Below are 25,218 nucleotides of genomic sequence, written 5' to 3' on the forward strand. Positions count from 1 at the left end.
GTCCTTTGTGGATCATCCGTCAGGACAGCAGGTGTGTCAGGAGCGCCCTGGCGGCCGGGTTGGTGAGTTCCGGCCCCCGGCCGGTCAGGTGGATGGCCCTGTCGAGAACCGGATCGAAGCGGGCGAACGGCAGGCCGGACCTTTCGGCGACCGGTTCGGGCACGATGGTGCTGCCGAGGCCCGCCGCCACGAGGTCGACCAGCAGCGGCATATGGGTGGCCTCGCAGACCCGGTTGTGCCGGACGCCCGCTTCGGTGAGCTTGCGGGCGATCATGGTCTGCAGCCCACTGCCGCTGAAATCGACGAACGGCTCGCCGTCCAGCTCGGTGAGCCGGACGCGGCGACGGCGCGCCAGCCGGTGTCCCGGGTGACACAGCAGGACCAGGTTCTGGTTCCACCGCGCGAATCCGTGCAGTCCGTCCGGCAGCGGTCCGTCACCGGCCACATAGGACAGATCGAGTTCGCCGCTGGCGACCGCGGTGGCCAGTTCGGGGACGAGGCTTTCCCGGACGTGGATGCGGACGCCGGGATAGCGCGACCGGAACTCGCCGAGTTTGGCGGGCAGGTCCACGACGGTCAGCGTCTGGATGGTGCCGATCGACACCCGGCCCTGGGACAGCCCGGTGACGGCAGCGACCTCGCCCCGCGCCGCGACGACGTCGGCGATGATCCGGTGCGCGACCGGCAGCAGTGCCCTGCCCGCTTCGGTCAGTGTCACCCGGCGCGTGGTGCGTTCGAACAGCGGTGTGCCCAGTTCCGCTTCGAGCTTGCGGATCGACGCGCTCAGTGCCGACTGGACGACGTGGACCTCCTGCGCGGCGGCGGTGAAGCTTCCGTTCCGCACGACGGCGAGGAAGTGCTCGACCTGCCTCAGCTCCATCGAGCGATGCTATCGCTCGATGGGCGCGTCCTGGCGAACCACACAGCTCGCCGAAGGCCCGCCAGGCGCGGCGATCATAGCGGTAAGTCGTTTGGGCATTACTCACCCTCCGAAAGTCCCCGATCCCGGTCAGCGAGCACTCCGGCCGTCGCCGGCACCGCATGATACGGGCGTGGACGCCGTACTCACCGCTCTCGCCGCGGGCCGGCCGTTCGTCCCGATCACGGGACCGACCGGCATCGGCCGGACGACGGTGCTGGGTGAGCTCGGCGAGGAGCTGTCCCGGCGAGGGACACGGGTGTCGGCGATCCGCTTCACCCGCGACGGCGACGCGGTGCCGGTACGCCTGCCCGGCTCCGACGCGGGCTTCATGCCGCTCGGGCCCGTCGCGGGCGCACACCGGTCCCCGGAGATCGCGCGCCGGGCCGCCGCCGCGGCCGCCACCGTGTTGCTGCGCGGTGGTGGCGAGGCCGCGTTGCTGATCGACGACGCGCAATGGATCGACCGGGATTCCCGCGCCGTCCTCGGCGCGCTGGTGCGCAGGCTGGCCGGGTCCGCCGTGACCTGCGTGGGCGCGATCCGCACGCCGATGCCCGCCGAGCATCGGGACTGGCTGCGGGAGCTGCGCGGCGACGCACTCGCGTGCCCGGTCCGTCTCCGGCCGATGACGCCGGAGGAGATCGCCAGGAAACTCGCGGTGGCCACGCGGGCGAAGCCGGACGACGAGCTGGTCGCGAGGATCGGTGAGCTTTCCCGGGGGATCCCGGCGGCGGTCCGCGACGCGATCGAGATGCTGCGGCGTAGCGGTGCCGTTCGCCTGATCGGCGACACGGCCTACCTCGCACCGGCTTCCCGGCCGGTGGAATGCCCGCCGGACAACGAATTCCTCCGGCTGCTGCGCGGTCTGCACCCGAAGGCCGTGGCCACCGCGACCGCGGTGTCCGTGCTCGCGCCGCTCGGCGAGGCCGTCCCGCGACTGGTCGCCGAGGTTCTCGAGACGGACGAGGCCGAGGTCGTGGCACTGCTGGACGACCTGCGGCGCGAGGGCGTCCTGCACCGAGGCCGGAACGGACGTTCGTGGCGGATTCCGGTGCCGGTCCTCGCCACCGCGCTCACCGCCGCCATGGGCCCTTTCGAACGCCGCCGCCTCTCGGCCAAGGCCGTCACCGCGGTGTGGACGGGGGCGGCGCGGTGCGATGATCCGGACTACCTCGCCGACCTGGTCGCGGACGCCGGACGGCTGATCGACCCCGGCCTCGCCTTCGACGCGCTGCTGGAGCGGTCGGCCGAGGTCGGCGACCGCCTGCCGTCGCGGGCGTCGCGCTGGCTCGGCGCGGCGATCGAACTCGCGGAGAACCCGGCGCAACGGGTGACGGCCCTGCTCGCGCACACCGAGATCTGCCATTCCCGCGGCCGGCACGAGCGCAGCCTCCGTGGCGCGCAGCTCCTGCTGACCAATTTCGCCGATCAGCTCGCGCCGGACGTGGCACAGGCGGTCCAGGTGATGGCGGTGCGCGCGCTGAAGAGCGTCGGGGACGACGAAACGCTGCGCAAGATCGCCGAATCCTGGCGCGGCTGGCAGGACGATCCCTCCCAGCGCCCGGTGACCAGGGCGCTGGCGCTGGGCATGCTGGACCGCTGGGGCGAAGTGCGCGACGTGCTCGCGGAAGCCGGGGAACGCTGGCGCGGCGGAAGCGCCACGACCGTTCTCCACGGGTCGCTGCTCGAGGCGTTCGCGGCGCTGTGGACCGGCCACAGTGACCTGTTCGAGAAACTGTCCGAACGCGACCTCCCCGCTCCCGAAGGCGTTGCGCCGCGCGCCGTGCGCCGCCACCGGGCCGAGCGGGTGACGGCACAGGCGTCGGCCCTGCTGGTCATCGGTGACTCCGCCGGCGCCGAGAAGCTGCTCGCCGGCGAGGATCTCGAAAACCTGCCGCTGGGCGATCGCGCCGCGCTCGCCGCGATGCGTGGCGAGGTCGAGCGGGCCGTCGACCTGGCCCGCCGGGATCGGACGCGCAGCGCCGGCCGCGGCTACCACATCGGGTACTCCGCGACGCAGCTGACGATCATCACCGTGCTGGTGGCACAGGGAAAGCTGACCGCGGCGCGGGAAACGCTGACGGCCGCGCGGGAGTCGGGTCCGCGGCTGGGACATCTGCTCGACATCGCCGAGGCGCGGATCCAGTGGGCGCTCGGCGAGAGCGAGGGCGCCATGGCCAAGCTCCACGAGTGCGAGCGGACCGCCGCCGGGCGGGGGCTTGCCGTCGGCCTCGATCTCTGCTGGTCCGAACTGGCCGACCTCGCGCTCCAGGCCGGCGACCCGGACGAGGCCAAGCGGTGCCTTGCCGCGATCGAAGAACTCGCCGGGACCATGCCGACGTCCCGCGTGCTGACGCACGCCGCGCTCATTCGCTCCCTTGTGGACGGTGACGGCGCGAACGCGGAGGAATGTCTCGCCATGGTGCGCCGTCGCGACCAGCCGTTCGAAACGGCCACGGTGTACGAAAAGCTGGTCCGGCACGGTGCCGGTGATCCGGCGCTGCTGAGCTCGGCCTACGAGATCTTCGGCGGGTTCGGCGCCCTGCTGCACCGGTCGTGGTCGCGCAACCTCATGCGGGAGCACGGGATCGTCGTGCCGGGGCGCACGCGCACGGCGGCCGAGAGCGAGCACCTGCTGGCCGTCCTCGTCGCCGACGGGCTGACCAACAGGCAACTTTCGATGGCGCTGCGCGTCAGTGAGAAGAGCGTGGAGAACCGGCTCAGCCGCTTGTTCGCGCGTACCGGGTACCGGTCCCGGATCGAGTTGTCGGCGGCGATGCGCGACGGCGGTTCCCCGCTGGTCGTGAGAGGTGGCGCCGGATAGAGACCGGATAGAGAAGTCGTGAAGTGAGCGTCGGGATGCTCGGTTCCCGGCACCGGCCGGTCCACGCCGGTGCGGAACCACTGGCCTTGGGGTACCGGGGAGGAACATCGGGATGGGACGGCAGCGCACGGGACTCGTGGGCAGGCGGGACGAGCTGGCCGCGCTCCGGTCGGCGGCAGACGGCCGGGCGCTGGCCGTGCTGCGCGGTGAGCCGGGCAGCGGGCGGAGTGCCGTGCTGGCGCAGGCGTCCATCGAGCTGATCCACCGCGGGATCTTCGTCCTCGAGATGTCCGGCGCGGCGCATCACCCGGCATGGGACCGCTACGGCGTCCGCGTCGTCCTCGACGCGATCCGCGAGCGCTTCGAGGACCTCGGTGGTCGTTCGCGGCTCGCCGACGCGATCGAGGCGCTGAGCCGCCTGTGCACCGAACAGGCCTACGAGTCCGCCTGGGAGAGGTCGCGGCTGGCCACCACGCTCGGCACGGTGTTCCGCAGGCTGGGCGCGGTCGCCGTGGTCGTCGACGACGCGGACCGCCTCGCCCAGCCCGCCATCGCCCTGGCCGCGGCCCGCCACGCGGGAAGCCTGGTGATCGCGGCGTGTGCCGACGACACCGAGCTCGGCGAGGCGGCCGACCTGGTGCTCGAACTGGGCGCACTGTCCGAAGAGGACTCCGACGCCGTGCTCCGGCAGGCGGCCGGACTGCCGGTCGACGACACCCTCCGCCAAGCCGTTCGCGACGGTCTCGGTGCGCTGTATGGCAATCCCGGCACCATCGTGTCCACAGTGGCCGATCTGCGGCTGCGCGATCGGCTGGCCACGGTGCACGGTCACGTGTGCCTGCGTGATCCGGAGGAGCCCGTCGCGTTGCCGCCGGGGCACCGGCTGCTCGTCGAGCTGGCGGACTGCGGCCCCCTCGGTCGCGAGCTGGTGCGCCTCGCCGGGGACACCGACTTCGGCGTCGACGAGATCCCGTTGCTGGCAGCTGCGACGGGACGTTCGACACTGGACTACGGGCGTGCGGCCGACCGGCTGGTCCGGGCCGGGGTGCTCGGCGCCGACGCCGAGGGGCGGCTGAGCGTCCGCTGCCCGGCGCTGCGCGCCGCCGTGCCGGGCCCGGCGAGCGAAACACTGCACCAGGCGATCGTCGGCCACCTGCTCGAATCCGACGGCGAGCGCCCGTTCGTCCTCGCCCGGCATCTCGCCGCGGCGGGCACGACGTTCCCGCGGCGGCCGGATCTGGCCGGGAACCTCCGCGACGGGACATCGGACACCGGACGGCGGTACGCGGCCTGGTGGCACGCCGAGGATGGTGAACACCGCTCCCGCGCGGCGGTCGAACTCATCCGCCACTTCGTCCGCACGGCGGACTACGCGGGGCTGGCGCGTTTCGTCGGCCAGGTGCCCGCGGGCGAACTGGACTCGGCGGACCTCGCGGCGGCGGCCGCGCTGGCGGCGCTCCATTCCGGACGCCCGATCCCCGCGTCCGTCCGGGCCGCGGTGACCGCCGACGGGGAGGTCCCCGCCGCGATCGGGTTCTGCGACCGGTGGTTCGCGGGCGCGCAGGCGGAGTTGACCATCGGCGACGTCGAGACCGCCTTCGCACCGTTGCGGCATTCGCCGGTCCTGCCGACGATCGAACGCCGGACCCGCGGTCTCGAACACGCCTTCGCCCTGCGCGATCTGGTCCCGGTGCTCGCTTCGGTGCTCGGCGCGGACTTCGGTACCCCGGCCGACGGCCCGCTCGCCGCGTACCACCGGGTGCTCACCGGGTACGCCGACGGCGACTGGACGGCGGCACTGAGCGCGGCGCGGGAACTCGAACTCGATCCGCATGCCGACGCGCTCGCCCGTCAGAGCGCCCGCCTGCACGCCGCGGAGATGTGCGCGTGGCGTGGCGAGGACCAGCGCGCGGCGGCCTGGCTGGAGTCCGTGCCCGCCGGAGAGTGTGCCTTCCCGGTGCTGCGTTCCTGGGTGGACGCGGGGGCCCGGCACAACGCGGGCGACAGCGCGGGGGCACTGCGGGCAGGCCTGCGCGCTCGCCGGGGCGGCCCCGGTACCGGACTGCTCCTGCGCAGGATGGCGACGATCGCGGTGGAGGCGGGCAAACCGTTGCAGGCCCGCCGGGTCCTCACCGAGGTCGAGCGGACGTACTCGCGCGATACCGGCCCCGAAGCGCTGGAAACCGTGTCCTACGTGCGAGGACTGGTCGACGGCGACGGCGCCAGGGCGCGGGCGGCCGAACGTTTCGCGCGCGGCGGCGGCAACCGGTTCGAGCTGGCGCTGGCCTGCCAGCTGGTCGGCAGCACGGCCGCCGAACCGGCGCCGTGGCTGACCGAGGCCTTCGAGATCGCGCAGTCGATCGGCGCGGCGAGGCTGACCGCGCGGGCCAAGCGATCGCTCCAGGGCAGCGGGGGCGTGGTGGCCGAACAGCGTGACCGCCGCGAGGACCTGTCGGAGACGGAACTGCGGATCATCGAGCTGATCCGCCTCGGCCGGACGAACCGCCAGATCGCGATCGCGGTGCGGATGAGTGAGAAAACCGTGGCGAAACACCTCACCAGGCTGTTCGCCAAGGCGGGTTGCCGGACGCGGCACGGGCTGGCCACGTCCGATCTCGGCGGGCGGCCGCAACCGCTCGGCGCGTGAAGCTCGGGACGATGGAGGAGTTGTGAGCAGTAACGTCATCGCGGTCACCCAGACGCCGGGGCAGGGGTACCGCACGATCGCCGAGGCGATCGACCACGCGCACGACGGCGCGGTGATCGTGGTGGGTCCCGGCCGCTACACCGAGAACCTCGTGCTGACCAAACCCGTCACCATCACCGCGGAGAACGGGCCGGGCACGGTCTGGATCGTCGCGGCCACCGGCGTCACCGTGTCGCTCCAGGCGGATTCGGCGGCGCTGTCCGGTGTCACCGTGGTCGCCGCCGACGCGGACAGCCCGGCGGTGCTCGTGATGAGCGGTCAGCTCAGCGTCACCGAGTGCACGGTCGAGGCGTCGAGCTGGGCGTCGATTTTCGTACGGGACCAGGGAACCCTGCTCATGCGGTCCAGCGAGGTACGCAACGCCGCCGGCGCCGGGGTCGTGGTCACCTCGCCCGAAGGCGGGGTCCTCGACGACTGCCGGCTGACCGATCTCGGCACCTCCGCGGTCGTGGTGGCCGAACAGGGCGGGCTGCACGTCCGGTCCTGCGTGGTGGGGCCGGCGGCGGCCAACGGGATCTGCCTCAACGGCCAGGGCAGGCTCACCGTGGAGGACACCACGGTGTCGGGGGCAGGCAAGCCCGCGATCGCGGTGGAGCAGCAGGCCGGGCTGACCGCGACCCGGCTGAACGTGCGCGACACCACCGCGATCGGCTTCTACCTCGCCACGTCGGAGCAGGTGGTGCTGGAGGACTGCGCGGTTGACGGCGCGGGTGCCGAAGGGATCTTCGTCGCCGAGGGCTGCGCCCCGGCACTGCGCGGCTGCCGGGTGCGCGGGACCCGGGGGCGCGGGCTGCACTTCATGGGCAGGGCGTCCGGCTCCGTCACCGGCTGCGAAGTGTCCGATGTGGACGGTATCGGGATCGGCGTGACGGAACGGAGCCTGCCCGAGTTCGCCCAGGTCTCCGTCGCCGGATGCACCGCGGCCGGGGTGCGGATCGACGACGGCTCCGATCCGTTCTTCCGCAGGCTGCACGTGCGGGGCTGCGACGGCGCGGCCATCGAGGTGGACGGCGGTGCGCGCGGCAGGCTGGAGAACATCGAGGTCGAAGGCGGCGGGGCGGGGCTGTCCGTGTCGGGCGCGGCGCGGCCCTCGGTCAGCGGGCTGAACACGCGCGACGTCGCCGACGCCGCTGTCCGGGTGGCGGACGCGGCGCTGTCGCTGTCCGACAGCCAGCTCTTCCGGTCGGGCAAGGAGGGGGTGCACGCGGGCTCGGGCGCGGACCTGTCGATGACGCGCTGCCGGGTCCAGGAAAGCAAAGGGGCGGGCTGCACGTTCGCCGAGGGCGCGTCCGGCAGCGTGCTCGATTCCGAGTTCTCCGGCGGCTCCGCCGACGGGATCCTGCTGGAGACCGGGGAAGCCGTCACGGTGAAGGGATGCACGGTCCGGGACAACCACGGCAGCGGTATCCGGCAGCTCCGGCCGAGCAAGGCGATCGAGGTGCTGGACCTGATCAGCGGCGGCAACCTCGCCAACGACGCGTACGGCACCGCGGCCTCCGCCGGTGCCACGCCGCGGGCCGCCCCCGCCGACGACACGCAAAAGCGGCCGGCACTCGGATCCGACCCGCTGGAAGAGCTTCAGGGGCTGGTCGGGCTGGCCGGGGTGAAGAGCGAAGTGACTTCGCTGGTCAACCTGAACAAGATGGCGAAGCGGCGGATGGACGCCGGGCTGTCCGCCCCGCCGATGGCGCGGCACCTCGTGTTCGCCGGGGCGCCCGGTACCGGCAAGACCACCATCGCCCGGCTCTACGGCCAGATCCTCGCGCAGCTCGGCGTGCTGCGCGTGGGGCATCTCGTGGAGGTGGCGCGGGCCGATCTGGTCGCCCAGATCATCGGCGGCACCGCGATCAAGACCACCGAGGCGTTCAACACCGCCCTCGGCGGGGTGTTCTTCATCGACGAGGCGTACGCGCTCAGCTCCGGTGGCGGCGGTACCGGCCCCGACTTCGGCCGCGAGGCGATCGACACGCTCGTGAAGCTGATGGAGGACCACCGCGACGACGTCGTCGTGATCGCTGCGGGCTACTCCAAGGAAATGACCGAGTTCCTCTCCGCCAACCCCGGGATGGAATCGCGCTTCAGCCGCACCATCGAGTTCGCCAACTACACCCCGGATGAGCTGGTGACGATCGTGCGCGCGCAGTGCGGCAAGCACGACTACCGGCTCACCGAGGGGGCGAGCGCGGCGCTGCTGAAGTACTTCGACGAGATCCCGAAGGACGGCACGTTCGGCAATGGGCGTACCGCGCGGCGGGTGTTCGAGCGGATGACCGACCGGCAGGCCTCCCGCCTGGCCGCCACGAACGCCGACGCCGCGGACCTCACCCTGCTGACCGAGGACGACCTGTTGTCGATGAGGTGAGCCGTGCCGACTGGAGAGACGATGCATCAGCAACACCCCGGCCTCTTGGTCGTCGAAGAGCACGAGGCGCACCAGCGCCACGTGCTCGTCCGGCGTCGTGACGAAGCGGGCCTGGATCGGCTGCGGATCGGCGCGGCACCGCTGTCCGAGGGTGAGTTGCTCGTACTGGCGACGCCCGGTGCGCTCCAGGTGCCGTCGCTGGCGTCCGCCCTGCCCGAGCTGTTGCGCGAGCACCTCGCCGGGATCGAGCTGCTCTGGCTCGGTGTCGGCGGTCTCGCGGCCGACACCGAGGCGGCCCAGCGCCTCGCCGAGGATCTCGGCGTCGAGATCGCCGCGCCCGACGGCGGGCTCGTGGCGATGCCGGGCGCGGCCCTGTACGCGGGACACGGTGCGGGCGGCACCGGCTGGCACCGGTTCAGTCCCGATCAGCTGGTGCGCTTCCACGGGGCCCGTTTTCCCTTGCCGGAGTGGGAATCCTGGCTGCCGGCCGGGCCGGTCCCGCTGGGCGCCGTCGTGGCCGCGCCGGTGCCGTGCGGCCTGCTGGTCCGCTCGGTGTCCGACGCCTCGACCGCCGTCGACACCGCCTTCGACGTCGCGGTGAACCAGCGGTTCCCCAAGATCGTCGTGATGACGCCGTCGGCGGCCGAGGTCGCCGAGCTGCTCGGCGGTTTTCCGCCGCAGCCGGTCATGGTCGTCCCCGCGACGCCGGAGGCCGCGGCGCACACCTGGCAGATCGAACTGGCCCTGCGCCTTTCCCGGGACGTCGTGTTCAGCGCCGGGCCGCAGCTCGACGGGACGACCGTCGTGCCGGGCGGCGCGTTCCGGCCCTTCCCGATCGTGCTGCGGCAGGCCGCCGACGGCGGGGACCAGGAGGTGCTCGCCGTCGCACCGCCCCCGCCCGGCTGGGAGCGGGAGGGGCAGCGGTCCTATCGGCTGGCCGGGAGCGACGGCGATCCGGTGCTCGCCGACGTCGTGCCGTCCGGGCTGGTGCTTCGCGCTGCGGACGGGGACGCCGATCCGGACGCTGCCGCCGCGCCGTTCGATCCCGCGCGCTGGACGCTGACGGTGGGGGCGGCAGGGCAGCCGGTCGGCCTGCCGGTGCTGGCCGCGGCGGAGCGTCTGCTCGAGGCCCTCCCGGACGGGGAACGCGCGGCGGTCCGGGTGCGGATCGCGGGTGCCCCCGATCGCGAGGCCGCGCACGCGCTCGACCATCGTGCGGCGAACCGGAAACCGACACCGCCGCCTGCGCCGTCGAGGCCAGGTCCTCCGTCGTCCCGTCCGCTCGTCCCGAGCCGTCCCGCGCCGCGACCGTCCACAGCGGACAGTGCGGTGCCGCGGCGTGCTTTCCGGTCCGAGCCCGCGGATTCCGTGCCCGCGCGGCCTGCCGGGAGTTGGGCGCCGAGTGGTGCTCAGCCGATGACGCCCGCGGTTCCGGCTGTTCCCGCCGGGCCGGTGCCTCCGCGTGTTCCGCCGGGGCCGGATGGCGCGGTGCCGCGGCGTGGTTCCGGGGCCGAACCGCCGGACTCCGGGTCCGGCCGCCCGGCCGGGGGGTGGGCACCGGCGGGTTCTCGGTCGGCGTTGCCCGCCGATCCGGCGGCCCCGGCCGCGCCGTCCGGACCGGGCGGCGTGGCGTCCCAGCGTGCTTTTGGCTCCGGACTGCCGGATTCCGTGCCTGCCCGGCCTGCCGAGGGGCGGGCGCCGGGAGGCGCTCGGCCGGTGCCGCCCACCGGGCCGGGCCCCGTTCCGCCGGTTGTTCCGTCCGAATTGGACGGTGTGGCGCCGCGGCGTGCTTCCCGGCCCGAGCCTGCGGATTCCGTGCCCGCGCGGCCTGTCGGGGGGTGGGCGCCGAGTGCTGCTCGGCCGATGACGCCCGCGGTTCCGGCCGTTCCCGCCGGACCGGGTCCCGGTCCCGTGCCGCCGGTCGCGCCGTCCGGACCGGGCAGCGTGAGCCCACCGCCCGCGGGGTCGCAGACGGCACCGCCTGTGGTGCCACCCGCCGCGGCCGCGCCACCCTCGATCATGACGACCTCGGGCGCGCCGGTGTCCACTGTGTCCAGTGGCATAACACCGTCCACTGTGTCCGGTCCGTCGAAAGGCTCGCCACCGCGCGAGGAACCGGCCGCCGAGACGGTCCGCATGGAAACGGTCGAGGTCGAGCCCGAGGCGGAAGTGGAGGCCGAGACGGCACCAGCTGCCGGGCCGTCACCACAGCCCGCCCCGCCCGCGGAGACGGAGCCACCCGCACCGTCGGCCGATGCCGAGCCCGCCCCACCGGCGTCTCCCGCGCTCCAGCCGGTCGCGGTGCCGGTGCGGGCCAGCACCACCGCCGAGCAGAACCGGTTCGTCACGGCGGCGGGGGAGGACTTCGGCATCGCGCTCGCGACGGTGAACGCGGCGCTGGCCACCTGGCCGTCGATGCGGGTGGACGAATCGCCCGCGGGCAAGGCGGACTACGTCGCGGTCTGTCTCTACCTCAGCCGGGGCGAGGGTGCCGCGAACCTGGTCAACGGCGCGCTGCGTACCGGCGAGGGCGCGGTGCTGGACGGTCAGATCCCGTGCCTGATGTCGGGCCTGCGGCGGCTCCCCACGCATCGGCGGGCGGTGTTGCGGCAGGGCAAGGTCGCCGAGTCGCTCGAACACCGCGGCACCCCCGGCACGGTGCTCACCGAACCGGGTTTTCTCGCCGCCAGCATGGATCTCGACGTGACCGTCCCCGGCGCCGACCTCGACGTGCTGATCTGGCCCGCGTCCGCGCGCCGGACGTCGGAGCTGATGCTGAGCCGCCCGGTCGGCGAGGCGGTGTTCACCGCGGGCGCCCGGTTCAAGACGCTGGCCGTCCGCTCCGTGTCGGATGAGGAGCGGGAGGAGCCCGAGGACGACCCGGACGCACTGAGCGCGCCGAAGATCGCGGTCCTGTTCCGCGAGCTGGCGCCGGGCGAGACGCTGGAGTCGACCGACCTCGACGACCGCGACCGCGCGGCGCTGGCGAAACTCGACAACGTGCTGGCTGGACGCCGCAGCGCCGCGCTCCGGCTCGTCGAGGATCCGGACACGATCGCCCGGCTCACCACGTCGATGGTGCTCTGGCGGGACGAGGCGGCGGGCGAAGGCAAACCTGTCGCGGTGGCCTCGTGAACAACACCGTGAAGTCCGCCGTGCTGCTCGCCGTCGGCGTGCTCGCCATGGGGGTTCCCGCGTACGCGGCACCGTCGCCGCCCCCGGCGCCGCCGTCCTCGTCGCTGCCGCCTGCTTCGTCTTCGGCGCCGCCCCCTTCGGGGAAGCAGGACAAGCAGGTGCAGTGCCTGCCGCCGCCGCGGACCGTCGATCCGTCCGTGCCATGGGCGCAAAAGCAGCTCGCGCCGGAACGGGTGTGGCCGTTGACCAACGGCGCGGGCGTCACGGTGGGTGTGGTCGACACCGGCGTCGACGGCGCGGTGCCGCAGTTGCGGGGCGGCACCGTGCTGAAGGGCGTCGACACGACCAAACCGGGAAGGGGGCCGGCCGACAGCGACTGCTACGGGCACGGCACCTTCGTGGCGGGCATCATCGCCGCGTCCCCGGCGAGCGGAACGGGGTACGCCGGGGTGGCGCCCGGGGTGCAGATCCTGCCGATCCGGTGTGCGAACACGGACGACCCGAAGAAGGACGGCGCGCTGACGCCGGAGGGGATGGCGCTCGGGATCAGGGCCGCGGTCGACGGCGGTGCGCGGGTGATCAACGTTTCGGCCAGTACGACCGAGCAGAACTCCCAGCTCGCCGACGCGGTCGAGTACGCCGCGAGCCATGACGTCGTGCTCGTCGCCTCCGCCGCCAACACCGCGAAACAGGGCGATCCGGTGACCTATCCGGCGTCCTACCCGTCGGTGATCGCGGTCGGCGCGGTGGACGAAGCGGGCCAGCACGCCGAGTTCTCCCAGACCGGGCCGTTCCTGTCGCTGGTGGCGCCCGGCGTGAACGTGCTCGGCCTCGGCCCCGGCGGGCCAGGACATTGGCAGGGGAACGGCACGAGCTATTCCGCCCCGTTCGTCGCCGGGACCGCCGCGCTCGTGCGCGCCTACCGCCCCACGCTGAGCGCCGCCCAGGTCAAGCACCGGCTGCTGGCCACCGCGACACATCCGGCCGCGAAGCTGCCGGATCCCGCGCTGGGCTGGGGAACGGTGAACCCGATGGCCGCGGTGACCGCCGTGCTCCCCGAGGAAGGCGCCGCCGGGATCGCCGCCGTCGTCCCGCCGGGCGCCCGGGGCGTCGGCGTCGTCCCGCACGACGAACTCGGCCCGGTCCTGGCCGTGGCGGGGGTGTTCGGCGCGCTGTGCCTCGTGCTGACGGTGCTGCTGCTGACCCGGGTGTACCGCTCCGGCCGCAAACGCCGCTGGCGCCCCGCCCGCGTCCTGGAAGTCTCCCCGCCGTCCCCGTCCCCGTCGCGCGGTCCGTGAATGCCACATTGAGGGACTCAGAGTCCCTCAATGTGGCATTCACGGACCTTGCGTCCTTGAGTTCCCGACCTCGGCGGCCGGAACCGAGGGACGCCCTTGTCGCAGCCAGCGCCGGACAATCCGCTATCCACAAAGGACTCAAGTGCCGTGGGGGCCTCCTTGAGGGACCCAGAGTCCCTCAAGGAGGCCCCCACGGACCGACCGGACAACGGAACCTCAGTCCGGCTGCTCCGGTTTGACGAAGCCCTCCACCAGCGGGGTCTGCACCAGCCGGACCGCGCGGCGGCGGTTGACGAACTGGGCGCGGCCCGGCGGCAGGGTGCGGGGTTTGAGGTTGCCGAGGAACGAACCCTCGGACCGGGGGCAGGACAACATCAGCGCGGGCGTGCCCAGTTCCCACATCCGCCGGATCGCCTGGCTCATCATCGACCGGCTCCCGCCCGAGGTGCTGCGGGCGACGATGATGTGCACGCCGATGTCCGCGGCCTGCGTCAGCAACGGCACCAGCGGGTCGAGCGGGCTGGCGCCCTCGGCCAGCTCGAAGTCGTCGATGATGATGTAGAGCCGCCCGCCGGTCCACCAGTCCCGCAGCGGCAGCCTGCTCGGCGGGATGTCCGGGCCCGGCAGCCGGTCCTTGATCACCGAGGCCGCGCCCGCGATGGACTTCGCCAGCGCGTCCGCGCCGACGGCGTATTCGAGCTGGTATTCGGCGGGGATCGAGTCGTGCAGTTCGCGGCGGAAGTCGCCGAACATGATCCTGGCCTCTTCGTTGCTGTGGTGCGCGACGACGGCGCGGGCGATGTGCCGCAACAGGTTCGTCTTCCCGCTCTCGGCGTCGCCGTAGATCAGCAGGTGCGGGCTGGTGTCGAAGTCGTGCCACAGCGGGGCCAGTTCGACGTCGTCGATCCCGAGCGGGACCCGCATCTCCGCCGCCGGGCCTGGCGACTTCGGGCCGGGCAGCTCCTGCACGGTGATCTGGTGCGGCAGCAGCCGGACCTGCGGTGCCACCGGCGCGCCGGGCAGGGCCAGCGCCTCGGCGAGTTCGACGGTCGCGTCGGCCAGGTCGTCGGTGGTCGGCGAACCGTCGATGCGCGGAAGCGCGGCCAGAAAGTGCAGCCGGTCCGGGGTGATGCCCCGGCCGGGGATCGACGGCACGGTCGCGGCGAACCGGCTGTTGATCTCCGAGTCGACCGGGTCGCCGAGCTTGAGCTCGAACCGGGAGCCGACCACGTCCCGCAGCCACGGCCGCATCTCCGACCACCGGTTGGTCGCGACCACCAGGTGGATGCCGAAACTCAGGCCCCTGGCGGCGATTTCGGTGAAGTTGTCCTCGATGTCGTCGAAGTCCTGGCGGATCGTGTACCAGCCGTCGACCACCAGGAACACGTCACCGTAGGGATCCAGGTCGGTGTACTTGCCGGCGCGCCGCGCCCGCCGGTAGGTGGCCATCGAGTCGATGTTGTGCTCGGCGAACAACGCCTCGCGACGCGCCATCAGGTTCGTCACCTCGAGCACCGTCCGCGTGACGCGGTCCCGGTCCAGCCGGTTGGCGACGCTGCCGACGTGCGGGAGCCTCGCCAGTGAGGTGAGCGTGCCGCCGAAGTCGAGGCAGTAGAACTGGACCTCGGCCGCGGTGTGGGTCAGCGCGAGGCCCGCGATCAGCGTGCGCAGCAGGGTGCTCTTCCCGCTCTGCGGACCACCGACGACCGCCACGTTTCCCTTGCTGCCGGACAGATCGGCGACCAGCAGCTCGCGTTTCTGCTGCGCGGGCAGGTCGATCAGGCCGACAGGGACGGTCAGCGCCGCGGTCTGCAGGTCGCCGACCGGGCGCGGGCCGAGCTCCGGGTGATCCACCAGCGGCGGTAGCAACTGGTCCAAAGTGGCCGATCGCTTGAGCGGTGGCAGCCACACCTGGTGGGCGCGCGGGCCGACGTCGCGCAGCCGGGTGAGGAGCACGTCGAGCACCGTCTCCGTGCCCTCCTGCTCGTCGGCGGGTTCCGGCTCGGGCTCCGGTTCCGGTGCCGTGGTCGGCTCGATGTAGCCCATCCCGAACGGGACGACGTGCTGTTCGACCGAATTGGTCGCGGTGGTCCGGCTCTTCGCCCGATACGGCGAGGACGAGTAGGCGCCCTTGAACCGGATGAGCGTCTGCGTGTCCGGGCGGAGATACCCGTTGCCAGGGCTGTTCGGCAGTTCGTAGGCGTCCGGGACGCCGATCACGCTGCGGCTTTCCATCGCGGAGAACGTGCGCAGGCCGATCCGGTACGACAGGTGCGTCTCGACCTTGTGGATGCGGCCCTCGTCGAGCCGCTGCGAGGCCAGCAGCAGGTGCACGCCGAGACTGCGGCCGAGGCGGCCGATCATGGCGAACGTGTCGATGAATTCCGGCTTGCTGGAAAGCATTTCGGAGAATTCGTCGACCACGATGAACAGCGCGGGCATCGGTTCCAGCGGGACGCCCTGGGCACGGGCCGCCTCGTAGTCCCGGCGGGACGCGTAGTTGCCCGCGGCGCGCAGGTACTCCTGGCGCCGGTTCAGTTCACCCTCCAGCGCGTCCTGCATGCGGTCGACCAGTTCGAGTTCCTCGGCGAGGTTGGTGATGACCGCCGAGGTGTGCGGCAGCTGGTCGAAACCGAGGAACGCCGCACCACCCTTGAAGTCGACGAGGACGAAGTTGAGATCTTCCGAGGAGTGGGTCGTGGCCAGTGCGAGGACCAGGGTGCGGAGCAGCTCGCTCTTCCCGGACCCGGTGGCGCCGATGCACAGCCCGTGCGGGCCCATCCCGTCCTCGGCGGCCTCCTTGATGTCCAGTTCCAGCGGCGTCCCGTTGGCGGCGATGCCGATCGGCACCCGCAGCCGCCGCTTGGCGGTCATCCGTTCCCTGCGATAGCGCGTCGGCTCGAAGTGCGCGACGTCGCCGACGCCGAGCAGTCCGGCGAGTTCGTAGTCGCCTGCCATCGGCTCCTCGTCCTCGGAAACCTCGCCGACGCGGTACTTCGCCATCGTGCGCGCCAATGCGGCGGCCCCCAGCTCGCTCAGCGAGTCCGGGGTGCAGAGCCGCTTGGTGTGCTGCCTGCCGAGCCGGTCGAAGGAAACCGTGCTCACCTGGTCGGGCTCGACGTCGAGGAACAGCACGCCCGGCCGCTGGTGCCACGGCAGGCAGCCGGAGACGTCGAGCACCACCGCGTTGCGGTAACCCTCTTCCGCGACACGGTGATCGGCGGGGACGGACACCCCGTCGAGGAGGAGCACGACGAACGGCTCCGACGCGGTGACCGGGGTGTCCGCCTCGAACCGGGGCCGCCCGGTGAAGGCCGGGCCGCCGAGCAGGAGTTCGGCTTCGGTGACGGTCTCGGCGACCAGCCGCCGCGCGCCCGCGGCGTCCCTGCTCTCCGGATCCTGGTTGTGGGGCAGCCATTTCAGCCAGTTCCAGCGCTCGACCCGGTCGGCGTCGGCGCACAGCGCGATGCGGACTTCGCCGGGGGCGTGCGCGGTGGCGAGCTGGCCGAGCATCGCGCGGACGAGACCCAGCACGGCGCTGTCGTCCCCGCTGAACTGGATCTGCCCGAACCCGCGCAGGTACACCGCGATCGGCGCGTTCGGCAGGCTGGAGTAGGCACGCAGGAAGCGGCGCAGCGCGTGCGCGGCCAGCGGTTCGAGGTCCTCGATCGGCTTGGTGTCCGGGGGGAGCAGCTTGAGCGCCGAACGCTGCGTGCCGACGCCGATCCGGATCTCGCCGAAGTCGTCCTGCGCGGCGCGGCGTTCCCACAGCCGGTAGCCCAGCGCCAGCGACCACAGCGCGCGCGGGTCGGGGTGGATCCAGCGCGCCGCGCGCTGCTGCGCGGTCAGCGCGTTGCGGACGCGCTCGCGCAGCTGGGTCAGGTAGCGGATGTAGTCGCGGCGGTGCCCGTGCAGCTTCTGCTTGTGCGTCACCGAGGAGCGGAGGAGCTGCACGATGAGCATCCCCACGACCGAGAGCAGCATCATGCCGCCGCCGATGTAGGACATCAGGCCCGAACCGGGCCGGACGAACATCATCACCATGGCCAGTGAACCCAGCCCCATCGGCGCGTACATCAGCACCGAGCTGATGCCGCCGCCGGTGTCCTCCGGTACCGCGGGTGGCGGCTGGATCTCGATCTCGTCGCTGGACACGGCCGGTTTCGGCCGCCGTGCCCGGCGTGCGAACAGCACCGTGCTCAAAGGACGCTCTCCCTCGTGAGTGGACTTCCCCTTTTCCGCGCCGACCGGGCTTCGAGCGCCGAGACGACGGCCGCGCGGCGGTAGGTTCCGGGCTGGTTCACGGTCTGAGATCCCTGGCAGGAAGGACCTGACACCAGATGGAAGAGCAGACACAGCATCGCACAACAACGTCGGCGAGGCTACGGTTCGTTCTCGGGAAGCAAGTCACCGAGGTGGCCCTGCCCACCGAGGCGACGCTGACCGATCTGCTGCCCGCGGTGCTGCCGCAGTTCGGCGGCGAATGGATCGAGCAGGGCGCCGACCACGAGGGCTGGGTGGTGCAGCGGGTCGGCGAGGAACCGCTGGACGAGGACCGCACGCTCGCCGAGCTCAACCTGCTCGACGGCGAAACGATCTACCTGCGGCCGCGTGCCGACCAGCTGGCGCCGATCGACTTCGACGACCTCGTCGCCGGTGTCGGCGAGCAGGTGCGGGACCACAGCGGCACGTGGGACCCGCGGCACACCCGCTGGATGTTCCGGATCGGCGCCGTGTGCGCGTTCCTGCTCGGGCTGGTGGTGCTGCCCGGTGTGGGCTCGCCGGGCGCACAGGCCGCGGTCGCGCTGACGCTCGCGGTGTTGCTGCTCCCCGCGAGCGCGCTGATCGCGCGCGGGGTCGCGGACACGTACGCGGCCACGATCGTCGCGGGCGCCGCGGCCTGCTACGGCGCGCTCGGCGGGGTGCTGCTCGTCCAGGTACTCGCCCCGCTTGCCCCGGTGTCGGTCGAGGCGACCGTCGCCCTTGCCGTGGCGTTGCTGTTGCTGAGCATCGGGGCGTTCCTCGTCGCCGACTCGGCGTTGTTGTTCGCCGGCGCCATCATGTTCGTCCTGGTGCTGGCGCTGACCGGGCTCATCGCCTCGCTGGCGGACGTGAGCCTCCCGCAGGTGGCGGGACTCGGTCTCACGGCGGGCCTGATCATCGGCGTGTTCCTGCCCGCCACGGCCTTCCGGCTGTCCGGGCTGACCCTGCCGATGCTGCCGTCGGACAAGGACGAGCTGAGCGAGGACATCGATCCGGTGCCCGCCAAGATGATCGTGGAGCGCGGCGCGGTGACCGTGGGCTATTCGACCGCCCTGCACGCCGGGCTCGGTGCCGCGTTCACCGTGCTGCTGCCCGTTCTCATCTGGGGTGCCAGCGGCTGGGAAATGGTGCTGTCACTGGTGATCGCGCTCCTGCTGTTCCTGCGGAGCCGGCATCCGGCCGGCGTGGTGCAGCGGTGGGCGATCATCGTGCCCGCCGCGGTCGCCGTGGTGGTGAACATCTGGCACTTCGCCGGTGAGCGGACCGACCTGGCGAGACTGCTCGCGGTCTGTGTGCCGGTGTTCGCGATCGGCGTGCTCATGCTGCTGGCCAGCAGGATGCTGCCGGGCAAGCGATTGCGGCCGTACTGGGGCCGCGCGGTGGAGATCTTCGAGTCGATCACCGCCGTCGCCGTCGTCCCGATTCTGTTGCAGGTACTGGGCGTCTACGCCTGGATGCGCGGATTGGCGGGCTGATGCAGTCCCGGCGAGATCAGGTACAGGCCTACTTCTACGTGGTGGGCAGGCTCGTGGCCGCCGTCGTGCACGGCAAGCCCGACGTGCTGCAGCCGCCGAACAAGCGGCTCAACACCGGTGTCTTCCTCGGGATCGTCGTCGGCGCGATCGTGATGGGGATTTTCGGCATTTACGGGGTTTTCGTGCCCGGCGGCAACACGTCGTGGCGCCAGCCGGGCGCGATCGTGATGAACGAGACGACCGGCGCGCGCTACATCTACCTCGAAGACCAGCTGCGTCCGGTGCTGAACTACTCCTCGGCACGGCTGGCGGCCGGGAAGTCCGGCAGCGGCCAGGTCGTCTCGGTTGCCCAGAAGTCCTTGTCCGGTACGCCGGTCGGGCAGCCGATCGGCATCGTCGGCGCGCCGGACGCGCTGCCCACGGCGCTCGATGACGGCCCGTGGACGGTGTGCGCGCAGCCGCCCGCCCCCGGTCCGCAGGGGCAGGGCCCCACGATCAGCCTCGTGCTCGGCCACCCGCTCCAACAGACGCTGAACGACAAGCAGGCGCTGCTGGCGCGTACCCCGGACGGCACGAACTTCCTGATCTGGCGCGGAAAACGGCATCGGATTCCGAGCCGGACCGAGGCCGAGGCGCTGGGGTACAACGAAATCGCGCCGGTGCAGGCCACCGCGGCGTGGGTGAACGCCGTGCCCGCGGGGCAGGACGTCTCGGCGGCCGTGCCCGCGGATGTCGGTTCGCCGGGCCCGTCGATCGACGGGCACGCCAGCGTGGTCGGGCAGATCTACCAGGTGCGGAACCCGGCGATCGGCACCACGCAGCTCTACCTCATCCGTTCGGACGGGGTAGCGGCGTTGAGCCGCACCAACGCGGCCCTGCTGATGGCCTCGCCGTCGATCAGGGCCGCGTACCAGGGCTCGGCCGTGGAACCGATTCCGGCCGGGCCGGGAGCGTTGTCCGGCGCGCCCGCTTCGACCAGCGGGCCCGACCTCGTCGGCGCCCTGCCGCCCGAACCCCCGCAGATCGTGTCCCCGCCACCGGATGCCATGGCCTGCGCGAACTTCTCGCCGCTCGGCACCGGCGAGCGGCAGGTCACCGCCGGCCTGCTGTCCACTTCGGTCAGTGCCACGAAGGGCATGCCGGTGGGTGCGCACGCGGCGGGGATGACGGCGGACCGCGTGGTGATTCCCGCGGGCAGTGGTGTGCTGGCCGCCGAGCAACCGGCGCCGGGAGCGCCGCCGGGCGCTGTCTATCTCATCACCGAAACGGGCACGAAGTATCCGCTGGCGAACGGTGACGTGGCGGGCGCGCTCGGCTACTCGGCGCAGTCCGCGGTGCGGATTCCCGCGGAGTTGTTGTCTCTGTTGCCGTCCGGACCGCTGCTCAGCATGGAGGGAGCGCTCCGTGTCCAGTCCTGACCGGCGGTTCATGGGGGGAGTTACGCCCCTTCGCCGCTCTCGGCCCATAAGCGCCTCGCTTCGCCCCGGCGAAATCTAACTTGAGACCTGTAGGCGTGTAGCCCGTACGGAACAGCAAGGAGACCTGATGTCGCACACGACAACAGTTGACAAGGGCAAGATCTTCGAGCAGGCAACCAAGCACGAGGAGTTCGCCCAGCAAATGGCGACGGAACTCGACAAGCTTCTGGCCCACATCCAGCAGACGACGTCGTCCAGCCCGAGCGAGGCGACGAAGGCCCTCCACTATACGGCCGAGAACTGGATCGGGAACGTCAAGAAGACCGTTCTCGAACACGTGAACACCATGGCGACGAACATCCGCAACGAGGCGAACAACCAGACCGGTACGGACGAGGCCCTGGTCAAGCAGATCAACAGCGTCCAGATCGAGACCAACACCTTCCTCGGCGGGAAGTAACCCGGTCCCTTCGGGATCACCTGATCTTTCAGTACAAGGAGATAGTTCATGATCAAGTACGACTACGCGGTGCTCGACGCCATGATCGACGCGATGAAGGCCCAGGCTCAGCGCATCATCGAAGAGACAGAGCAGCAGCGGAAACACGTCAACGAAATCATGGGGGATTGGCAGGGGAGCACCGCGGAGGCCTACAACAGCCTGTGCAACGACCTGGAGAGCGACCTCCGGGCGAACGCCGACATCCTGGAGCAGATGCGGGCCAAGATGCACAGCGGTGTGGACGAGATGCAGGTCGCGGACAAGAACGGCGCGAAGCACGTCTACCACTGACGCCGCCCTGCCGATGACGTTGTCCCGGAAGGGCACGGGCACCGGACGCTCTCCGTCCGGTGCCCTGTCCTCCTGTTCCGTCCCGCCAACCATTGTGGAGTGATGACATGAGCAGCACGAAACTCGAAACCGACACCGTCAAGGCGTCGGCCGCCGCCCTCGGGCGGATCATGGACGACATGTCCGCCTTCACCGCGTTGCGGGCGGACTGGCCCAAGCTGGGGAACTTCGACCTCGCCACGCAGCTCGAGACGATCGTCGACGACCGTCGACGCGGCGTTCTCGCGCACGCGGACCAGTTGAAGACCGCGCTCGACGACATGGACAAGGCGCTGACGAAGATCGCGACCGAGATCCAGTCCATCGACGACGGGGCCGCGGCGAAGATCAAGGCCGTCGTCGCCGACCTGCGCACCAGGGTGCACGACGACCTCGGCGCGCTGAAGCAGGTGTGAGGGGGTCATCGTGGCTCAGCAGACGAAGTTCGACAAAGACGCGCTGGACAAAATCGCCAACGAGATTCGGGACATCCTTACCGGCAATGGCTTGACCGTCTTCGAGGATCTCAAACCGCATTGGCCGAACGCGGGGAAGTTCGCCGTCGCGGTGTGGCTCGAGCAGATCATGGATGATCGGCGCAACGCCATCGTCGCGCACGCCAATCATATGAACAAGGCGTTCGAGCAAATGGCGAAGCATCTCCACACTGTCGCGAAGGATTTCGACAACGTGGATGGCGAGAACGCCAAGAAGATCAAGGCGATTCTCGACGAGGCCGAGAACTTCGCCAAGAAGGAGATGAAGGACTTCAACACCCAGGCCGAACGGGACCAGGGGAACCGTGTCGGCGACGGCGGCAAGGTCGGCGACGGCTACAGCGGCAACGTCAACAACCCGATCAAGGCAGGTGGTGACGGAAAAAAAGCGTGACGGATAACGGTGGAGACCACGGAAGCGGAGACCACAAGGACGACAAGCCGCCTGGTGACAAGCCTACTGGCGACAACAACGGCAACAGCGGAGACAAGAAGGGCAAGAACGGAGAGCCTGACTACAGCAAGGGAGGTGGGCACCAGAATCTGATCTAGGTGGTCGCCCGATCGACCACGCCGCTACCGACTCTTTCTGCTCAGTGTGTAATCCGTGAAGCTGCCGAAAACCGGTTTCGGGTCAAGTTATCGACAAGGATGGGGAAATGGCCGACAGCAACGGGCCGGATATCGGCCGGTACGCTCCGGATGCACCGGCGTTCAACGTGTCGCAGTACGACACGCTTCCGAAGCTCCTCAACTACACCGGCGGTCTGCTCGACCGGATCGACCACGACCGTGAGTGGTACATCATGGACGGTCTGGTCCAGGCGGCAACGAAGAAGCTGGGTGAGGTGAACGACGCGTTCGCGACGCAGCTCAACAAGGCGAACGAGATGCTCAAGGGGGAGGCGGGGGACGCCTTCTACAAATGGGGCCACGACCTGTGGACCAAGAGCGACGCACTCTACAACCAGCTGAACAACCAGCGGTACCACGATTCCATCGGGAACACCGGCCATGCCATCCGGGCGTTCTACGACAACTGGTGGCACGCGGTCGAAGCCCGGGACGACAAGATCAAGCAGGGTAGCCGGGATATTCGCAACGCCGCTTATGCGGCCGCTGAGCAGGCGGACACGGTAGACGATGTCGACGCGATCACCAAGACCGCGCAGAACGCGTTGGATCTTCTCAAGAAGAACAGCGACGACTCCCTCGTCAAGGAACTTCAAGGCTATCTCACGAGTCTGATCTCGCAGTATGTGAGCCGTGGCAAGGACATGGCGCCGCTGGACATCGCTGGAGGGTACGAGTTCGACGCGGCGGCCGCCCTCGCGAACAGGAAAGACAAGGACAACAGCGGGAACGACAAGGATAAGGATAAAGACAAGGATAAAGACAAGGATAAAGACAAGGATAAAGACAAGGATAAAGACAAAGATAAAGACAAGGACAAGGACGAAGACAAGGACAAAGACAAAGACACCGGCGGCTCGGGCGGCGGCTCAGGCGATGGCAAGGACAACAAGGACAAGAAGAATCTTTCTCCCGGGGAGACCTTCAAGGGCGCGAAGTCGGATATCCCCAACATCGGCGGGGAGACCTCTCCCGTCGGCGGAGGCGGCGGGGACACCGGCGGCTCGGGCAAGGACGGCGGCAAGGGCGGTGGTACTGCCCAGGGCATGCTGGACAAGGCGAAGGACGCCGCGGGCAAGGCGATCGACGGCGTGAAGAGCCCGAACGACAGCCCGGAGACGAAGGCCGCGCTGGACAAGGCGAAGAAGGCCGCGCAAGACGCGATCGGCGGTCTCGGCGGCGGCACCGGTGGGGACACCGGCGGCGGCTCTGGCAAGGGCGCTGGTGGCGGTGACGATCAGGCGCTGAAGGACAAGGCGAAGGACGCCGCGGGCAAGGCGATCGACGGCGTCAAGAACCCGAACGACAGCCAGGCCACCAAGGACGCGTTGGACAAGGCGAAGAAGGCCGCGCAGGACGCCATCGGCGGTATTGGCGGCGAAGGCGACAAGAGCGGCAAGGGCAACATCCCGACCTCGGGCGGTCCGGGCAGCAACACCGGCGGTCCGGGCGAGAACGGGAAGAACAAGGCGCTCGAAGACGCCAAGAAGGCCGCGAAGGACGCGATCGACGGGGTCAAGGACAAGTACAAGGACGACCCCAAGGCGCAGGAAGCCCTCGACAAGGCCGAGAAGGCCGTCGACAAGGCCATCGGCGACCTCGATCCCAAGAACGGCAAGGAACTCGGCGACGCCAAGGACAAGGCGCTCAAGTCGATCGACGACGTCAAGGATCACCAGAAGGATCCCGCCGTCAAGGACGCGCTGGACAAGGCCAAGAAGGCCGTCGGGGACGCCATCAACGACGTCAAGCCGGGCGAGGACGGCCTGAAGCACGCGCGCGAAGCGGCCGACAAGGCACTCGACGACGCGATGAAGGACGCCGACCCGAAGGCCAAGGCGGCGCTGGAAGACGCGAAGAAGGCTGTCGACAAGTCGTTCGACGACGCCCAGGCCAAACACGACGGACCGTTCGGCGATCTCAAGCACAAGTCGATGGACGCGATCGACAAGATCGAAGACCAGCACAAGGACAAGCCCGCGGTCCACGACGCGCTGGAGAAGGCGAAGGAGGCCGTCGGCAAGGCGGTCGACCCGGGGAACGTCAAGGGCTGGTCCACGAACGACGCGCAGCCGGCGGCGGACAAGGCCCTCGACGATCTGATCAAGAACACCACGGACCCGGATGCCAAGCGCGCGCTGGAAGACGCGAAGAAGGCGATCGACGACGTCCTGCCCGACCCGCTGAAGGCCGGCGAGCATGTCAACGACCTGAGGACGCCCGGCGATTCGCACGACAAGCAGCTGCTCGACGATTCGAAGAGCGCGGCGAACAAGGCGTTCGACGACGCGATGAAGGACGCGGACCCGGCGACCAGGAAGGCGCTGGAGGAAGCGAGGAACGCGGTCGGCAGGTCGATCGACGGCGTCCACACTTCCCCGCTCGACGGTGCCACTCACAACGTGCCGAAGCTCGACGCTCCGTCGAAGGATTTCCTGTCCGGCGGCGGCAGCGGCGGCACGGGCGGCGGTGGCGGTGGCAGCCACGGCCTCGGTGGTGGCGGCGGGAACTTCTCGACCAGTTCGGAAGGACCGGGCGGCGGCGGGCAGCGCGCCCAGTTCGACACCGATGTCGCCGGGCAGCGCGGCTACACCCAGCCGGGCAACACCGCGGCCAAGATGCCGAACACCATGAGCGCGGTCTCTGGCGGCTCGGGTGGTCAGGTCGTCAACCCGCAGCAACAGCAGGGGATGCCGATGGGCGGCATGCCCATGGGCGGCGGCATGGGCGGCATGGGCGGCGGTGGTCAGAACAACCAGCGCGAACCGCAGATCTGGCTGCAGGCCGACAAGAACGCCTGGACCGACGACCCGGAAGCCCAGGACGAGACCGTCCTGGGCAGGAAGAAGTAGGTC

14 protein-coding genes are annotated in these 25,218 nt (G+C 70.6%); 12 read left to right on the plus strand and 2 right to left on the minus strand.

Annotation, left to right across the window (positions count from 1 at the left end):
* Positions 1-19 precede the first annotated feature (19 nt).
* Positions 20-880, minus strand: coding sequence for a LysR family transcriptional regulator (locus ACFWY9_RS02015; protein WP_378328412.1), 861 nt, complete (start codon positions 878-880; stop codon positions 20-22).
* 172 nt (positions 881-1,052) lie between these two features.
* Here ACFWY9_RS02015 and ACFWY9_RS02020 point away from each other — a divergent pair, with 172 nt between their 5' ends.
* The 5 genes from ACFWY9_RS02020 (at position 1,053) to mycP (ending at position 13,245) form a co-directional block, all read left to right on the plus strand.
* Positions 1,053-3,743 (plus strand): AAA family ATPase, encoded by a 2,691-nt coding sequence (locus ACFWY9_RS02020; protein WP_378328411.1) that lies wholly within the window; start codon positions 1,053-1,055, stop codon positions 3,741-3,743.
* A gap of 112 nt (positions 3,744-3,855) precedes the next feature.
* Positions 3,856-6,390, plus strand: a complete 2,535-nt coding sequence (locus tag ACFWY9_RS02025; RefSeq protein ID WP_378337936.1) for an AAA family ATPase — start codon at positions 3,856-3,858, stop codon at positions 6,388-6,390.
* Between the two features lie 22 nt (positions 6,391-6,412).
* Positions 6,413-8,812 carry a right-handed parallel beta-helix repeat-containing protein gene (locus ACFWY9_RS02030; protein ID WP_378328409.1) on the plus strand — a complete coding sequence of 800 codons (2,400 nt, stop codon included), beginning with the start codon at positions 6,413-6,415 and terminating at the stop codon, positions 8,810-8,812.
* 21 nt (positions 8,813-8,833) lie between these two features.
* On the plus strand, positions 8,834-11,947 hold the full coding sequence (locus ACFWY9_RS02035) for a hypothetical protein (RefSeq protein WP_378328408.1): 3,114 nt from the start codon (positions 8,834-8,836) through the stop codon (positions 11,945-11,947).
* Positions 11,944-13,245, plus strand: a complete 1,302-nt coding sequence (gene mycP / locus ACFWY9_RS02040; RefSeq protein WP_378328407.1) for a type VII secretion-associated serine protease mycosin — start codon at positions 11,944-11,946, stop codon at positions 13,243-13,245. Before ACFWY9_RS02035 ends, mycP begins: the two co-directional genes overlap by 4 nt.
* A 216-nt stretch (positions 13,246-13,461) precedes the next feature.
* Here the strand turns inward: mycP and eccCa are convergent, their stop codons facing one another.
* Entirely contained in the window at positions 13,462-17,439 is a 3,978-nt protein-coding gene (gene eccCa / locus ACFWY9_RS02045) for a type VII secretion protein EccCa (protein ID WP_378325728.1), read from the minus strand.
* A gap of 146 nt (positions 17,440-17,585) precedes the next feature.
* Here eccCa and eccD point away from each other — a divergent pair, with 146 nt between their 5' ends.
* The 7 genes from eccD to ACFWY9_RS02080 all read left to right on the plus strand — a co-directional run bounded on the left by eccD (position 17,586) and on the right by ACFWY9_RS02080 (position 25,215).
* A complete protein-coding gene (gene eccD, locus ACFWY9_RS02050) occupies positions 17,586-18,983 on the plus strand; it encodes a type VII secretion integral membrane protein EccD (protein WP_378325586.1) in 1,398 nt (465 codons plus the stop codon).
* Positions 18,983-20,401: a type VII secretion protein EccB gene (gene eccB, locus ACFWY9_RS02055; RefSeq protein ID WP_378325587.1), complete on the plus strand. Its 1,419-nt coding sequence runs from the start codon at positions 18,983-18,985 to the stop codon at positions 20,399-20,401. Before eccD ends, eccB begins: the two co-directional genes overlap by 1 nt.
* 127 nt (positions 20,402-20,528) lie before the next feature.
* Positions 20,529-20,861 (plus strand): hypothetical protein, encoded by a 333-nt coding sequence (locus ACFWY9_RS02060; protein WP_378325588.1) that lies wholly within the window; start codon positions 20,529-20,531, stop codon positions 20,859-20,861.
* A gap of 48 nt (positions 20,862-20,909) precedes the next feature.
* Positions 20,910-21,194, plus strand: a complete 285-nt coding sequence (locus tag ACFWY9_RS02065; RefSeq protein ID WP_378325589.1) for a WXG100 family type VII secretion target — start codon at positions 20,910-20,912, stop codon at positions 21,192-21,194.
* Positions 21,195-21,301: 107 nt separating this feature from the next.
* Positions 21,302-21,649 carry a hypothetical protein gene (locus ACFWY9_RS02070; protein WP_378325590.1) on the plus strand — a complete coding sequence of 116 codons (348 nt, stop codon included), beginning with the start codon at positions 21,302-21,304 and terminating at the stop codon, positions 21,647-21,649.
* 10 nt (positions 21,650-21,659) lie between these two features.
* A complete protein-coding gene (locus tag ACFWY9_RS02075) occupies positions 21,660-22,124 on the plus strand; it encodes a hypothetical protein (RefSeq protein ID WP_378325591.1) in 465 nt (154 codons plus the stop codon).
* 265 nt (positions 22,125-22,389) lie between these two features.
* Positions 22,390-25,215, plus strand: coding sequence for a hypothetical protein (locus tag ACFWY9_RS02080; RefSeq protein WP_378325593.1), 2,826 nt, complete (start codon positions 22,390-22,392; stop codon positions 25,213-25,215).
* Positions 25,216-25,218: the final 3 nt, after the last annotated feature.

It is taken from the genome of Amycolatopsis sp. NPDC059027, assembly GCF_042739735.1.
In the GTDB taxonomy this organism is placed as follows: Bacteria; Actinomycetota; Actinomycetes; order Mycobacteriales; family Pseudonocardiaceae; genus Amycolatopsis.